Here is a 15895-nt window from a genome sequence, read left to right on the forward strand (position 1 = left end):
CGCGTAAAAATGTCAGCCGCTCTTTTAGCCACGAAAATACCTAATTATGTTTCAGGACAACCCGCTGCTAGCGCAGCTTAAACAGCAACTGCATTCCCAGACTCCTCGTGTTGAAGGGGTCGTGAAGGGGACGGAAAAAGGTTTTGGCTTCCTCGAAGTTGATGCGCAGAAAAGCTACTTTATTCCGCCGCCGCAAATGAAAAAAGTGATGCATGGCGACCGTATCAGCGCCGTGATCCACACTGAAAAAGAACGTGAAAGCGCCGAGCCGGAAGAGTTGATTGAACCTTTCCTGACCCGTTTCGTCGGTAAAGTGCATAAGAAAGATGACCGACTGTCCATCGTTCCCGATCATCCGCTGCTGAAAGACGCTATTCCCTGCCGCGCCGACCGTAGCGTGAGCCATGATTTTAAAGAGGGTGACTGGGCCGTTGCTGAAATGCGCCGTCATCCGCTGAAAGGCGACCGCGGTTTTTATGCCGAATTAACCCAGTTTATTACCTTCAGCGACGATCATTTCGTTCCGTGGTGGGTCACGCTGGCTCGCCACAATCTGGAAAAAGAAGCCCCGGACGGCGTGGCGACCGAATTGCTGGATGAAGGTCTGGAACGTCGTGACTTAACGGCGCTGGACTTCGTCACCATCGACAGCGCCAGCACCGAAGATATGGACGATGCGCTGTATGTCGAAGCCGCCGCCGACGGCAAGCTGCATTTGACCGTCGCTATCGCCGATCCGACCGCCTGGATTGCCGAAGGCAGCAAACTGGACAAAGCGGCAAAAATTCGCGCCTTCACCAACTATCTGCCGGGCTTTAACATCCCGATGTTGCCGCGCGAGCTGTCTGACGACCTGTGCTCTCTGCGCGCCAACGAAGTGCGTCCGGTCCTCGCCTGCCGCATGATCCTGACGGCTGACGGCACGATTGAAGACGATATCGAATTCTTCGCCGCGACTATTGAGTCAAAAGCCAAGCTGGCCTACGACAACGTCTCCGACTGGCTGGAAAATACCGGCAGCTGGCAGCCTGAGAGCGAGTCTATCGCTCAACAGATCAAACTGCTGCAGGATGTCTGCCTGCGCCGCAGCGAATGGCGTAAAACCCATGCACTGGTATTCAAGGACCGTCCTGACTACCGTTTCGTGCTGGGTGAGAAAGGCGAGGTGCTGGATATCGTTGCCGAACCGCGCCGCATCGCTAACCGCATTGTCGAAGAATCAATGATTGCGGCAAACATCTGCGCGGCCCGCGTTCTGCGCGACAAGCTGGGCTTTGGTGTTTATAACGTGCATACCGGCTTTGATCCGGCCAACACCGAACAGCTGGCAACGTTGCTGAAGACTCACGACGTCCACGTTGATCCGGTTGAAGTGCTGACCCTCGAGGGTTTCTGCAAACTGCGTCGCGAGCTTGATGCCCAGCCGTCGGGTTTCCTCGACAGCCGCATTCGTCGCTTCCAGTCCTACGCGGAAATCAGCACCGAACCGGGTCCGCACTTTGGCCTTGGCCTTGAAGCCTATGCCACCTGGACCTCACCGATTCGTAAATATGGCGACATGATTAACCATCGCCTGCTGAAAGCGATCATCAAAGGTGAAACGGCAACGCGTCCGCAAGATGAGATTGCCGTACAGATGGCCGAGCGCCGTCGCCTGAACCGCATGGCCGAACGCGATGTTGGTGACTGGCTGTACGCCCGTTATCTGAGCCCGCAGGCCGGTACCGATACGCGCTATGCCGCGGAAATTATCGATATCAGCCGCGGCGGGATGCGCGTTCGCCTGGTGGATAACGGCGCCGTCGCCTTTATCCCGGCACCGTTCCTGCACGCCGTTCGTGATGAGCTGGTCTGTAGCCAGGAAAACGGTACCGTGCAGATCAAAGGCGAAACCGTCTACAAAGTGACTGACGTTATCGACGTCAAGATTGCCGAAGTCCGTATGGAAACCCGCAGCGTCATCGCGCGTCCGTTCGCCTGATAGCCGTCTTCAGCGGCTCCCGTTATCGGGGGCCGCTTATTTTTTCCCCGCGTTGTCTGATATTGTCCCGTTTTTCCTCGTTTTCCTGACTATCTATCGCAGATGATTTACGTTGTGCGTTTTTTTCTCTTCTCTTTTTCATCTGTTTTTAGCATCATTGATTTCATTCGTTTTTGTAACCAGGATAATGCTATGTCTGATCTGAATGCCCGCCTGCTCGCCCAACGTATCGATACCGTGCTGGATATTCTGGTTGCCGGAGATTATCACTCTGCGATTCATAATCTGGAGATCCTCAAAGCGGAGCTTCAGGCGCTTTCTGCCGATGAGCCTGAAGCGAAACCCGGCCAACCTAAAGCGCCCTGGGAAATCTGATCGCCCACATCGCCACAATCGATCAATGATGTCGATTGTCAGCCAAAATAGTCCCCTAACTGTGATGTTGCTATGAACGCCCGACAACAAAGTATTTTGCAAACGGTCATCGATAAAGGCCGCATGAGCGTGGCCGATCTCGCGAAAATGACCGGTGTCTCTGAAGTCACGATTCGTCAGGATTTGAATTTACTGGAAAAGCAGAGCTATCTGCGCCGGACTCATGGTTTCGCCGTACCGCTGGATAGCGAAGATGTCGAAACCCGTATGATGACCCATTTCTCGATCAAACGTGAACTGGCTACGCGCGCCGCAGAGCTGGTCAACGCCGGTGAGACGGTATTTATCGAAAACGGCAGTTGCAACGCCCTTCTCGCCCGTACGCTTGCCGAGCGCGGCGATATTACCATCATCACCGTCAGCAGCTATATTGCGCATCTGCTTAAAGAGACGCCCGGGGAGGTCATTCTGCTCGGTGGAATCTACCAGAAGCGCAGCGAAAGTATGGTCGGTCCGCTCACGCGGCAGTTTATTCAGCAGGTCCACTTCAGCAAAGCGTTTATTGGCATCGATGGCTGGCAGCCGGAAACCGGGTTTACCGGCAAGGATATGATGCGTGCGGATGTAGTCAATGCCGTCCTTGAAAAGGGCTGTGAGGCGATTGTCCTGAGCGACAGTTCGAAGTTCAGCGTCGTGCACCCTTATCCGCTCGGTCCGGTAGCGCGTTTTAGCCGCATCATTACCGACAGCAGTCTGCACGATGATGCGCGCCAGCAGCTGACAGAAAGCGGGCTCACCGTCGATATTGTCAGTTTTTCCTGAACTCATCCCGACTCTCTTTTTCGCCCAGCGTTTTTCTTCCCCCGCCGCCCACTCATGTGGGCGCAGACCGCATGACTCCCTGTCTGAGAGTTTTCCGAGCCCGCAATTAAGAGTTTTTACCTGCCGGTAAAATTTAAAAAAAGTAGAATTAATGTTAGCGATATAACAGGAAGTGACTATCACCCGCGTGATTAAAGTAACACCTGCGCAACTTAAGTTTCATGGAATAGCCCTTAAAACCCGGCATCACGCTATGCTTTAAGGAAGTTGTATCCATGAATAGATTATTCAGGAGAAAATTATGATGACTTCAATGAGCAAAAAAATGGCTGCAGCTGTGCTGGCCGTTACCGTAGTAATGTCTCTGAGCGCATGTTCCAACTGGTCTAAACGCGATCGTAATACCGCAATCGGTGCAGGCGCGGGCGCACTCGGCGGCGCAGTATTAACCGATGGCAGCGCGCTGGGGACCCTGGGCGGCGCAGCGGTTGGCGGGATTATCGGTCACCAGGTTGGTAAATAAGGCCTGAACCGGATCAACGATAAAAAATAATCCGCATCGGTAGACTTACAGACTTACGCACCGGCAAAGAATCAAGGCCACGGCATTTACCGTGGCCTTGTTGTTTATTAACCGCCGGCCAGCTTAACTTTCATGCCTTTGGCTTCCAGCAGTGATTTGAGCAAATCGCGCTTATCGCCCTGAATTTCAATCACGCCATCTTTCACCGACCCGCCGCAGCCGCACTTCTTTTTCAGCTCAGCGGCCAGTTTTGTCAGCGCATCATCATCCAGGTCAATACCGGCGATCAGACATACGCCCTTCCCCTTGCGGCCGCTGGTCTGACGCTGAATGCGCACCACGCCATCGCCTTTAGGCCGCTCAACCACCGCCCTGGGTTCGTCAATACGGCCGCTTTCCGTCGAGTACACCAGACGACTATTAGAATCGGTCATTATGCCCCCTTATTCAGTGACGCATTGATACTGCGTAAGGTCGCCGCCGGATCCGCAGACTGAGTCACCGGACGACCAATCACCATGTAGTCTACGCCAGCTGCCTGCGCCTGTTCCGGCGTCATGATGCGGCGCTGGTCTCCGGCATCGCTGCCCTGCGGGCGGATGCCGGGCGTCACCAGCTTAAAGGCCTGCCCCAGCTCCTGCTTGAAGCGAGCCGCTTCCTGCGCAGAACAGACCACGCCGTCCAGTCCGCAGCGCTGCGTTAATGCCGCCAGTTTTGCCGCATGATCGGCGGGAGAAAGCGTAATACCCAGATCCTGGAGATCGCTGGCTTCCATGCTGGTCAGGACGGTCACGGCAATCAACAGCGGCGCATCCTGGCCAAACGGGAGCAACGCTTCACGTGCCGCGGTCATCATTCGCGCACCGCCAGAGGCATGAACATTGACCATCCAGACACCCAGCTCTGCCGCAGCGGCTACCGCCCGCGCGGTGGTGTTCGGGATATCATGAAACTTCAGGTCAAGGAAGACCTCAAAACCACGCTGATGCAAGTCGCGAACAAACTGTGGCCCGAGCAGCGTAAACATCTCCTTGCCCACCTTCAGGCGGCAGTCGCGTGGATCAATGCGGTCAACAAAGGCCAGCGCTTTGTCGCGGTTATCATAATCGAGCGCAACAACAACGGGAGAGGATGTGACAACGCGAGGCGAAGATGAAGCAGTAGACGTCATGACCAGACCTTAATTGTTGATGGGCGCCGTTTTGGCGCAAAAAAGGTAAACGGGCAGCATTCTACCTGCGATGAAGGGAAATTGACAGGCTGCTTTTACCGCCTGGCGGACGATGGCAGCGCTGACGTTAAAGCGGGCAAACGCTAAAAACTGAGAAGTATGTTGTAACTAAAATGCGATGTTTTAAAAACTATTGTCCGTCGAGGCCGCGGATCGGTTTAATCGTTGACCACGAACGGCAGGACGGGCAGTGCCAGTACAGAGTGTGGGCGGTGAAGCCGCACTTTTGACAGCGGTAGCGCGGTTTACTGCGGACCTGCTCCCCCACCATATTGCGCAGAACGCCAAGGCTCTCCTTCGCGCGCCCCTCTTCGGCTTCATTAAGGTGGTAGTCCATCAGCTTATGGAAGACCCGCATCGTCGGATGACGCTCCAGCTGACGGGTAACATAGCTCTGCGCAGCCTCCACGCCTTCGCGCTGTTCGAGAATTTGCGCCAGCATCAGCTCCGCGGTTGCCCCGGTGTTTTCATCGACGCAGCGGCGCAGGAAGAGCTCCCATTCATCGGGTTTACCCAGCTGCTGATAGCAGGTCTGCAGCATCTCGAGCGTTTCACCCACCAGCTCTTTATCCTGATTGATGACCCGTTCCAGGCTCTCTACCGCTTTCGCGTAATCGCCCTTTTCCATCCATACCCGACCCATCATAATCGACACGCGGGCGCTGTTGCGGTCAGCCGAGGCCCCTTTTTTCAGCAGCGACATCGCTTTATCCATATCGCTGTTCGCCATCTGCTGCAGCGCGAGCTCGCACCAGAAGTTGGCAATATCGCCCCGGTGTTTTTCTTTGCCCAGCTTCACTAAACGCTCGGCAACATCAATGGCGGACTGCCAGTCGCTGGTGGCCTGATAAATTTGCAGCAGCTGCTGCAGCGCGCTGAGGCGAAAATCGGTTTCATCCACCAGCTGCTTGAACATATCTTCCGCGCGATCGTAGAGACCGGCGGCCATGTAGTCGCGCCCCAGCTGCTGCACGGCCAGCAGCCGCTGATCGTAGGTCAGCGAGGCGCTTTCCATCAGGCTCTGGTGAATACGGATAGCCCGGTCAACCTCGCCACGGGAGCGGAACAGGTTTCCCAGCGTCAGGTGGGCCTCAACGGTACCGGTATCCTCTTTCAGCATGTCGAGGAACAGATCCACCGCTTTATCCTGCTGGTTGCTCAGCAGGAAGTTCACCCCGGTCACGTAGTCACGCGACAGGCGGTTAGCGTCGTCCTGTTTGGACTGTTGTGCACTTCTGCGCCCCATATACCATCCGTAAGCAGCGGCAACGGGCAAAAGCAGAAACAACAACTCCAGCATAAATGATTATTCCTTCACCGCAGGAACACCTGCGTCGGCCGGCGCGGCGTTGGTTGGCGCAATCTGATGTTCAAGACGCTTTATTTTACGTTCAGCGCGAACCAGAGAAACGCGAACCCGCAGCCAGAAAAGGCCGCAAATCAGCCAGCCAATAGCAAACCCTGCGGCAAAGAGCACTGCCAGCAACGTCGAAATACGGAATTCACCCTGCGCGAGCAAATAGTTGAACGTGACCAGTTGATCATTCTGTGCACCTAACGTCACGGAGATGACGAAGATGGCTAATACCAGTAAGAAAATCAGTAAATATTTCACACTACTTCCCGTTTTGTGGGTTGAGCGAAAAAATCCCGCGTTCAGCCCTATAAAGTATCATTTTCGCTGCAGCGGTGAAATGGAAAAGCATGACACCCTGTCAGGATATGCGTCCGTCAGGCGCGAAAATCAACGTTATCCCTGATTTATCGTCCGTGTCTTAATCTCCTGCGCCTCTTCTCCCGGCGGCGTCAGCGGGCCGCACAGCCGCTGGGTGAGCCAGGTGGCCAGCGTCACCAGCAGCCAGGAGATAAGCGTGGCGACCAGCAAATCTTGCGGCCAGTGCATGCCAAGCGCCAGCCGGCTGCCCATCACGGCCGTCGCCCACGTCAGCAGCGCGGCGATGGTGACCCAGCGTCGCCGCGGCCACAGCAGTCCGACACCCAGCAATGCCCAGCTGGCTGCAAACATCGTGTGCCCGGACGGAAAAGCAAAACCGGTCTCTTTCTGCCAGTGCTTGCGCAGGAAGCGAGGAATATCCTGCTCTTGCGCCAGCTGCTCATGCACCAGTTTAGCGCGTTCTTTGCGTTTTAACGCGTAGAATTGATCGACAGGCACCTGCCGGCTCTTTTCCAGCCAAACCACAAAAGGACGCGGCTCCTGAACCTGCTCTTTGATCCAGGACTTTATGCCCTGCCCCAGCAGAATCGCCGCCCCCAGAATCACAAACAGCATCACGGCGGCGCGCAGACGAAAACGCAGACACCACAGAAACCAGCCGCATAAAACCGTATGGGTGATGATGCCCCACGGCTGGGTCACGCTTTCAGTCACCCAGTAGAGCAGTTTTAACCATGCTTGCGGAAGGTCTGGCTGCCACTTCCAGCCGGATACCCACACCACCCCGGGCATAATCATAAGCAATGCCGCACCGATGGCGGTTCGTCTGGCGATCGACAGCATCTTATCTCCTTATCTCTTCTTCCGACTATCATAACGGAAAGTGGTACGTTTGTGCGCTTTACGCGCAGGCAGCCGTGCGTAATTAGGAGAACGTCGCGCCACTGTGGCAAAATAGCGCCAAACAGAAAGCACATTCAGGTGCTGACAGAATCTGGAGAATCACATGCAGCTTAAACGTGTGGCAGAAGCCAAACTGCCAACCCCCTGGGGCGATTTCCTGATGGTGGGATTTGAAGAACTGGCAACCGGGCAGGATCATGTCGCGCTGGTCTTCGGCGACATTTCGGGCCAGTCCCCCGTCCTTGCACGCGTACATTCTGAGTGCTTAACGGGCGACGCCCTTTTTAGTCTGCGTTGTGATTGCGGTTTTCAGCTCGAAGCGGCGCTGTCGCATATTGCCGAAGAGGGGCGCGGTATCCTGTTGTACCATCGTCAGGAAGGCCGCAACATTGGCCTGCTGAATAAAATTCGCGCCTATGCCTTGCAGGACCAGGGCTATGACACCGTGGAAGCCAACCATCAGCTGGGCTTTGCGGCAGACGAGCGCGACTTTACGCTGTGCGCAGATATGTTCAAACTGCTCCACGTCGACCAGGTGCGTCTGCTGACCAACAACCCGAAAAAAGTGGAAATTCTCAGCGAAGCCGGGATTAATATCGTTGAGCGCGTGCCGCTGATTGTCGGGCGCAACCCGAAAAACGCCCACTATCTGGACACCAAGGCCGCCAAAATGGGGCATCTGTTGAATAAATAAATCGGCAGAAAAATGAAGGGCCAGCGCTTGCTGGCCCTTTTTTTTACAGCATGTTGCGGATCACATAATGCAGAATACCGTCATTCTGATAGTAGGTCAGTTCGGTGGCGGTATCGATGCGACAACGGCAGAGGATCACCTCTTGTTTACCGTCCGCCCGCGTCAGGGTCACCGCAACCGTTGCGCCAGGCTGCAAGGCCTGCAGGTTGCTGATATCTATCCGCTCTTCCCCGTTCAGCCCCAGCGTTTTACGCGTGACGCCCTGCGGGAACTCCAGCGGCAGGATCCCCATCCCGATCAGGTTGGAACGGTGGATACGCTCGAATGATTCGGCGATCACCACTCGCACGCCTAGCAACCGCGGGCCTTTCGCCGCCCAGTCGCGACTGGAGCCTGAGCCGTACTCTTTCCCGGCCACCACCGCCAGCGGGATCCCCTCATTTTTATAGCGCATTGCCGCGTCATAAATCGCTATCGGCTCGCTGCCCGGCAGGTGCCGGGTCATCCCACCTTCCACGCCCGGCACCATTTCGTTGCGAATACGGATGTTGGCAAAGGTCCCGCGCATCATCACTTCATGGTTGCCGCGGCGGGAACCGTAGGAGTTAAAATCAGCACGCGCGACGCCGTGTTCCTGCAAATAGCGTCCGGCCGGGCTGTCCTGCTTGATACTCCCGGCCGGAGAGATGTGGTCCGTGGTGACCGAATCGCCGAGCATCGCCAGAATACGCGCGCCGTGAATATCTTCCACCGGCTCAGGCTGAACCTCCATCTGGTCAAAGAATGGCGACAGACGGATATAGGTCGAATCCTCCTGCCAGTCGTAAGTATCGGAGCGATCGACGTGAATGGCTTTCCATTCAGGCGTTCCTTCAAATACCTCCGCGTACTCTTTGTGGAACATCTCGGTCGTGACCTGCTCAACCGCCTGGGCGATCTCAAGACCGCTCGGCCAGATATCCTTCAGATAGACCGGCTGACCATTTTTGCCGGTGCCAAGCGGATCGCGGGTCAGATTGACGTTCATGTTCCCGGCCAGAGCGTAGGCCACCACCAGCGGCGGTGATGCCAGCCAGTTGGTTTTCACCAGCGGATGAATACGCCCTTCGAAGTTACGGTTACCGGACAGCACCGCGCCGACGGTTAAATCCCCTTTCTTGATCGCCTCTTCGATCGGTTCCGGCAGCGGGCCGGAGTTACCGATACAGGTGGTACACCCGTACCCGACCAGGTTGAACCCCAGCGCATCGAGATACGGCGTCAGCCCGGCGTGGGCCAGATAATCGGACACCACTTTAGATCCTGGCGCCAGAGAGGCTTTGACCCACGGTTGCGGCTTCAGGCCCAGCTCAACCGCTTTTTTGGCCAGCAGACCGGCGGCCATGAGCACGCTGGGGTTAGAGGTGTTGGTGCAGGAGGTGATGGCGGCAATCGCCACCGCGCCGTCGGGTAGCGAATAGCGATGCCCGTTCAGCGTATAGTCGACCGGCTGGCGCTGTTTTTGCGTCAGGTTGACCTCCAGCTCGCTACTGGCGGCAAAGGCTTTCGGGACATCCCCCAGCGCAACGCGATCCTGCGGCCGTTTTGGCCCGGCGAGACTCGCTTCGACAGTTCCCATATCTAACGCCAGCGTACTGGTAAAGACCGGCTCATCGCCCGTCTGACGCCACATTCCCTGCGCTTTGGCATAGGCCTCCACCAGCGCCACCTGTTCATCGCTGCGGCCGCTCAGACGCATATAGCTGAGGGTTACCGCATCAATCGGGAAGAAGCCGCAGGTAGCACCGTACTCAGGCGACATATTGGCGATGGTCGCGCGGTCGGCCAGCGGGAGCGAATCCAGGCCATCGCCATAAAACTCAACAAACTTACCCACGACGCCGTGCTGCCGCAGCATCTGGGTGACGGTGAGCACGAGATCGGTGGCGGTAATGCCTTCGCGGAGTTTACCGCTCAGTTTAAAGCCCACCACATCCGGGATCAGCATCGAGACCGGCTGGCCCAGCATCGCGGCTTCCGCCTCAATGCCGCCGACGCCCCAGCCCAGTACGCCCAGGCCGTTGATCATCGTGGTATGCGAATCGGTACCGACCAGCGTATCGGGCCAGGCAACCCATTCGCCGTTTTGCTCTTCACTCCAGACCGCTTTGCCAAGGTATTCGAGGTTAACCTGGTGGCAAATACCGGTACCCGGCGGCACGACGCTGAAGCGGCTGAACGCCTGCTGTCCCCAGCGCAGGAAAACGTAGCGCTCGTGGTTACGTTCCATCTCAAGACGCACGTTTTCCTCAAACGCATCGTCATTGCCGAAGCGATCGACGGTGACCGAATGGTCGATAACCAGGTCCACCGGCGACAGCGGGTTAACCTTCGCCGTATCGCCTCCCAGCCGTTTGACCGCCTCACGCATTGCCGCAAGATCCACCACCGCGGGCACGCCGGTAAAATCCTGCATCAGCACGCGCGCCGGACGATAGGCAATTTCCCGGTCAGCATGAGCATGTTCAAGCCAGCCTGCCAGCGCATGAATATCTTCGGCGGTGACCGAGTCACCGTCCTGCCAGCGCAGCAGATTCTCCAGCAGGACTTTAAGCGATTTGGGCAAACGGGTCAGATCGCCCAGTTCTTTAGCGGCCAGCGGTAAGCTGTAGTAGTGGTAGGTTTTATCTTTGACCTGTAGCGTATCCTTACTGGCTGCTCGTAGGGTTGACGACATAGCTCCTCCTTTATCACAGGGATGGCATGCCCTGATCCTCCTCAGGGTTAATATTAAAGATAACACATACCAGGCATAACACTTTGATAACAACCCAAATTGCTAAAATCGGTTAAATGTTTTAAAGCAAAAAATCTGAATGATTATACGAGAAAATATCGAATGAATTTGATAGAGGGGAACAGGCAGCAGGATAACTGTACGAGTACATGAGTACAGAAAGAACTAATCGCCAGTTAATTGACGATTAGTTCACAGGAAGGGATGTTTGTTTATACACAAAGTGTCGCGAAATATATCCTCCTTGTCACCGCGGGTTATTAGCTTAAATAATTTCTCACGATTTCGCCGTCATAAAAATGACACATACAGCCATCCAGAAAATGTACGCTCAGCTGATGATCCAAACGTTACAGACTACGAGCGCGATGATACTCCAGAACATCGCCAGCCCAACGAGCACGGCACTCCAGGCGCGGCTCCTCAACACAGGATCAATCTCCGTTTTGTCACTTTCCTGTGACATCGCCAACTTCATATAATCGATATCACTAATCATTTTATCACCACCAATCGCTAAAATTATCAGGTACAGTTAAAGCTTAATTATAGCTAATGAATTAATCCAGTGAATTCTTCCCCCTGGATATTATCTTTAACTATTATTTTGATCGGAGCGGGTATATTTGCAATCGTGTTAATAGAAATAACGATTTTTGTGATTCAGGCGAGGTTTACAAATTTAATTCGGGGCCATTATAAGTATTGGCATCCCCGACAGGGATGCCAGATTGTTGGTTGAATCACTTTTCCGGTAGTTTAATATCTTTGAACATTGCCTCAATATCTTCATTCGAACGCAAAGCCACCGCGGTATCCACCACATCTCGCGTCAAATGCGGCGCAAAACGCTGAATAAAATCATACATATAGCTGCGAAGGAAGGTGCTACGGCGGAAACCTATCTTCGTGGTGCTGTGGCTGAAAATACCGTTAGCATCAAGTTTCACCAGGTCAGGATCGGAGACCGGATCCACCGCCATGCTGGCAATAACCCCAACGCCAAGGCCAAGACGGACGTAGGTTTTGATAACGTCAGCATCGGTGGCGGTGAAGACGATACGCGGCGTCAGCCCGGCGCGGTTAAAGGCGGTATCCAGCTCGGAGCGGCCGGTAAAGCCAAAGGTATAGGTGACCAGCGGGTACTGCGCCAGCTCTTCAATCGTCACCGAACCACGGGAGGCCAGCGGATGTTCAGGCGTCACGACAATCGAGCGGTTCCAGTGATAGCACGGCAGCATGACCAGATCATCATAGAGATGCAGCGCTTCGGTGGCGATGGCGAAATCAGCATTCCCCTTTGACACCGCTTCCGCAATTTGCGTCGGCGATCCCTGATGCATATGCAAAGAGACGCGCGGGTAGCGCTCAATAAAACCTTTTATCACCCCGGGCAGCGCATAGCGGGCCTGAGTATGGGTGGTGGCCACATACAGCGAGCCTTTGTCGGGCCAGGTATGTTCCCCTGCGACCGACTTAATCGCATCGACCTTCGACAGGACTTCGCGGGCGATGCGGATGATCTCCTGGCCCGCCGGCGTCACCTGAGTTAAATGTTTGCCGCTGCGGGCGAAAATCTGAATACCGAGCTCATCTTCCAGCATGCGTACCTGCTTGCTGATACCGGGCTGTGAGGTATACAGGCCTTCGGCAGTCGAGGAGACATTCAGATTATGATTAACAACCTCAACGATGTAGCGGAGCTGCTGTAGTTTCATGGCTGATATCCGTTAACGCGTAAAATGAATTCGTTCATACATTTTACGTTCAGGCCGCCTGTCGGCAAGCTACACGTTTGCCGTCCCTGCGACTCGCCGTTATGGCGCCACAAAGCATCCTGAACACGATGATGTATAAGACGATTTAATAATAAAAAAGAGATTAGCTATAACCACTATATCATTTATATCTACAGTGTATAGATACTAACGAAAAATAATAAGCTGGTTATAAGGCCGCCGTCCGGCGTCAAAGAATGGCGAATAAGGCAGGGAAATCAGTGAGAAAAAGGGCCGCATCGCGGCCCTTCACAGAGAGTACTACGCTTACTTCTTCGCTTCAGTCCATTTACCGTCGATATAGAAGGCGGACCAACCGGTCGCTTTGCCATCTTTCTCTGACGCGACGTACTGCTGCTTCGTTTTACGGCTAAAACGCACCAGCGTTTTGTTACCCTCGGGATCCTGCTGCGGCGCGTCGGCCAGATAACGCAGTTTCTCCGGCAGGCGATCGCGGAAGCGGTACAGCTCTTCCACCAGCGGCGCACGAGTTTCACGCGATTTCGGGAAGGTGTTTGCCGCAAGGAAAACACCTGCCGCACCATCACGCAGGACGAAAAAGGCGTCCGACTTCTCACACGGCAGCTCCGGTAACGGAACCGGATCTTCCTTCGGCGGAGCGACTTCGCCGTTACGCAGAATTTTGCGCGTATTCTTACATTCGTCGTTGGTGCAGGCCATGTACTTACCAAAACGCCCCATTTTCAGGTGCATTTCAGAACCACATTTTTCACACTCAACCACCGGGCCGTCGTAACCCTTGATGCGGAACTCGCCCTCTTCGATCTCATAGCCGTCGCAGGTCGGGTTGTTACCACATACGTGCAGCTTGCGCTTAGGATCGATAAGGTAGCTGTCCATCGCCGTGCCGCACTTCTGGCAACGACGCTTGGCACGCAGCGCGTTGGTTTCGGCATCGTCGCCTTCCAGCACGTTGAGCACTTCGTTTTCCGGCACCAGGTTAATGGTGGTCTTGCAGCGTTCTTTCGGCGGCAGCGCATAGCCTGAACAGCCCAGGAATACCCCGGTGCTGGCCGTGCGAATCCCCATCTGGCGACCGCAGGTCGGACAGTCGATGCTGGTCAGCACCATCGGGTTCGGCTGCATGCCGCCCTCTTCCGGATCCTTCTCCGCCGTTTCCAGCTGAGTCGTGAAGTCACCGAAGAAGTGGTCCAGTACCTGACGCCACTCGGCCTGATGATTCGCCACCTGATCGAGGCGATCTTCCATTTGCGCGGTAAAATCGTAGTTCATCAGATCGCGGAAGTTCTCTTCCAGGCGATCGGTGACAATCTCACCCATTTTCTCGGCGTAGAAGCGGCGGTTTTCCACCCGCACGTAGCCGCGATCCTGAATGGTCGAAATGATCGACGCATAGGTAGACGGCCGGCCGATACCCCGTTTTTCCAGCTCTTTGACCAGCGAGGCTTCGCTAAAGCGCGCAGGCGGTTTGGTAAAGTGCTGTGCCGGAGTCAGTTCGACCAGGCTCAGGCTCTCGCCCTGGTTGACGACCGGTAACGTCCGATCTTCATCGCCTTTACGCAGCGCCGGCATCACTTTGGTCCAGCCGTCAAACCGCAGGGTACGGCCGCGCGCTTTGAGTTTAAAGTCGCCGGCTTTGACGGTCAGCGTGGTGGAATCGTACTGCGCCGGCGTCATCTGACAGGCGACGAACTGGCGCCAGATCAGCTGATACAGTTTCAGCGCGTCGGCTTCCATCCCTTTAAGATCTTCGGCCATCACGTTCACGTCAGAAGGACGAATCGCTTCGTGCGCTTCCTGTGAGTTTTCTTTGCTGGCGTACTGGTTGGCGTTCTCTGGCAGATATTTTTTGCCAAAGTTATCGCCGATATAGCCGCGAACCATGCTCAGCGCATCCTGGCTCAGGTTCGTTGAATCGGTACGCATATAGGTGATGTAGCCGGCCTCATAGAGGCGCTGCGCCATCATCATGGTTTTCTTCACCCCAAAGCCCAGGCGAGTGCTGGCTGCCTGCTGCAAGGTCGAGGTAATAAACGGCGCGCCAGGCTTGCTGCTGGTCGGTTTGTCTTCACGCTCCAGCACGCTGTAGCTGGCTTTCTCCAGCAGCGCAACGGCAGCCATAGTTTCATCGCGGTTAACCGGACGGAACGGCTTGTCGTGCTTATGCGTCACCTGCAGCGGCAGAGCATCGCCGCCCGGCGTGGTAGTGCTGGCGTCGATTTCCCAGAACTCTTCCGGCACGAACGCTTTAATTTCGCGTTCACGTTCCACGACCAGGCGTACGGCAACCGACTGAACGCGGCCTGCGGACAGACCGCGGGCAATTTTTTTCCACAGCAGCGGGGAAACCATGTAGCCCACGACGCGGTCCATAAAGCGACGCGCCTGCTGGGCGTTAACACGATCGATATTCAGCTCGCCCGGCTTGTCAAAAGCCTGACGAATCGCATTTTTGGTGATTTCGTTGAACACCACGCGGCTATAGCGTTTTTCATCTCCACCGATCACTTCCCGCAGGTGCCATGCAATGGCTTCCCCTTCGCGGTCAAGGTCGGTTGCGAGATAGATGTGGTCGGCTTTTTCCGCCAACTGTTTGAGTTCTGAAACTACCTTTTCTTTACCCGGAAGTACTTCATACTGAGCATCCCAGTCATGCCATGGGTCTACACCCATACGATTGACCAGAGCGCTACGTTCATCCTTTTTAGGCTTTTTAGCCCCTTTGGTGGAGGTAGAGTCGGCGCTCTTTTTGGAAGCTGAGCCACTGGTCGGCAAATCGCGGATATGACCCACGCTGGATTTCACCACGTAGTCATTACCCAGATACTTATTGATCGTTTTGGCTTTTGCCGGGGACTCAACGATAACGAGAGCTTTACCCATATTCACCTTTACCTAATTTGATTCATCCAGGAATACATCGCACATTTTGATTCACCATCCGCTGACGACGTACGTCAAATGTTGCGACGCCGTCGATGGATATCAACCCTTTGCACGTCCAGTTTCACATCCATAAAACCAGATAGCTGAGTTTACTGACTTTTGCTCGTCAGGTGACATAGCACGAAGAATTTTTGGCCGAATGTCAAGCAAATCTGTTGCCAGATCGCCGAAAGCGTCACACTGTACCTGATAAAATTCGTTACGCAACT

At 55.0% G+C, this 15895-nt stretch carries 14 protein-coding genes; 5 read left to right on the forward strand and 9 right to left on the reverse strand.

Going from position 1 to position 15895, the window contains the following annotated elements; translation table 11 throughout:
• The first annotated feature begins 46 nt into the window (after positions 1 to 46).
• From DSD31_RS14805 to osmB, 4 genes are all read left to right on the forward strand, one after another.
• The gene (locus DSD31_RS14805) at positions 47 to 1981 is read left to right on the forward strand and encodes an exoribonuclease II (protein WP_004861077.1); all 1935 of its coding nucleotides are present in this window, start codon (positions 47 to 49) and stop codon (positions 1979 to 1981) included.
• Between the two features lie 192 nt (positions 1982 to 2173).
• Entirely contained in the window at positions 2174 to 2356 is a 183-nt protein-coding gene (locus tag DSD31_RS14810) for a YciZ family protein (protein ID WP_004861074.1), read from the forward strand.
• Positions 2357 to 2428: 72 nt separating this feature from the next.
• Positions 2429 to 3178 carry a DNA-binding transcriptional regulator YciT gene (gene yciT, locus DSD31_RS14815; RefSeq protein WP_004861071.1) on the forward strand — a complete coding sequence of 250 codons (750 nt, stop codon included), beginning with the start codon at positions 2429 to 2431 and terminating at the stop codon, positions 3176 to 3178.
• 304 nt (positions 3179 to 3482) lie between these two features.
• Positions 3483 to 3701 carry an osmotically-inducible lipoprotein OsmB gene (gene osmB / locus DSD31_RS14820; protein WP_015584565.1) on the forward strand — a complete coding sequence of 73 codons (219 nt, stop codon included), beginning with the start codon at positions 3483 to 3485 and terminating at the stop codon, positions 3699 to 3701.
• A gap of 107 nt (positions 3702 to 3808) precedes the next feature.
• Here the strand turns inward: osmB and yciH are convergent, their stop codons facing one another.
• The 5 genes from yciH to pgpB form a co-directional block, all read right to left on the reverse strand.
• A complete protein-coding gene (gene yciH / locus DSD31_RS14825; RefSeq protein ID WP_004861065.1) occupies positions 3809 to 4135 on the reverse strand; it encodes a stress response translation initiation inhibitor YciH in 327 nt (108 codons plus the stop codon).
• Complete coding sequence (gene pyrF / locus DSD31_RS14830; protein WP_004861062.1) at positions 4135 to 4872, reverse strand: orotidine-5'-phosphate decarboxylase; 738 nt, start codon at positions 4870 to 4872, stop codon at positions 4135 to 4137. The genes yciH and pyrF overlap by 1 nt, the downstream gene beginning before the upstream one ends.
• Before the next feature lie 190 nt (positions 4873 to 5062).
• Positions 5063 to 6232 (reverse strand): lipopolysaccharide assembly protein LapB, encoded by a 1170-nt coding sequence (gene lapB, locus DSD31_RS14835; protein WP_004861056.1) that lies wholly within the window; start codon positions 6230 to 6232, stop codon positions 5063 to 5065.
• Between the two features lie 6 nt (positions 6233 to 6238).
• Positions 6239 to 6547 carry a LapA family protein gene (locus tag DSD31_RS14840; RefSeq protein ID WP_004861050.1) on the reverse strand — a complete coding sequence of 103 codons (309 nt, stop codon included), beginning with the start codon at positions 6545 to 6547 and terminating at the stop codon, positions 6239 to 6241.
• A gap of 135 nt (positions 6548 to 6682) precedes the next feature.
• The gene (gene pgpB, locus DSD31_RS14845) at positions 6683 to 7450 is read right to left on the reverse strand and encodes a phosphatidylglycerophosphatase B (protein WP_004861047.1); all 768 of its coding nucleotides are present in this window, start codon (positions 7448 to 7450) and stop codon (positions 6683 to 6685) included.
• Positions 7451 to 7613: 163 nt separating this feature from the next.
• Here pgpB and ribA point away from each other — a divergent pair, with 163 nt between their 5' ends.
• Positions 7614 to 8204 carry a GTP cyclohydrolase II gene (gene ribA, locus DSD31_RS14850; RefSeq protein WP_004861045.1) on the forward strand — a complete coding sequence of 197 codons (591 nt, stop codon included), beginning with the start codon at positions 7614 to 7616 and terminating at the stop codon, positions 8202 to 8204.
• A gap of 43 nt (positions 8205 to 8247) precedes the next feature.
• On the opposite strand, the gene acnA is transcribed toward ribA, so the two are convergent.
• The 4 genes from acnA to topA all read right to left on the reverse strand — a co-directional run bounded on the left by acnA (position 8248) and on the right by topA (position 15623).
• Entirely contained in the window at positions 8248 to 10920 is a 2673-nt protein-coding gene (gene acnA / locus DSD31_RS14855) for an aconitate hydratase AcnA (protein WP_048024423.1), read from the reverse strand.
• 391 nt (positions 10921 to 11311) lie between these two features.
• Positions 11312 to 11479, reverse strand: coding sequence for a YmiA family putative membrane protein (locus DSD31_RS14860; protein WP_004861039.1), 168 nt, complete (start codon positions 11477 to 11479; stop codon positions 11312 to 11314).
• Positions 11480 to 11723: 244 nt separating this feature from the next.
• A complete protein-coding gene (cysB, locus tag DSD31_RS14865) occupies positions 11724 to 12698 on the reverse strand; it encodes an HTH-type transcriptional regulator CysB (RefSeq protein ID WP_004861036.1) in 975 nt (324 codons plus the stop codon).
• 327 nt (positions 12699 to 13025) lie between these two features.
• The gene (topA, locus tag DSD31_RS14870; protein ID WP_004861033.1) at positions 13026 to 15623 is read right to left on the reverse strand and encodes a type I DNA topoisomerase; all 2598 of its coding nucleotides are present in this window, start codon (positions 15621 to 15623) and stop codon (positions 13026 to 13028) included.
• Between the last annotated feature and the right edge of the window lie 272 nt (positions 15624 to 15895).

Origin of the sequence: Klebsiella sp. X13 (assembly GCF_003323835.1) — a bacterium.
In the GTDB taxonomy this organism is placed as follows: Bacteria; Pseudomonadota; Gammaproteobacteria; order Enterobacterales; family Enterobacteriaceae; genus Klebsiella; species Klebsiella ornithinolytica.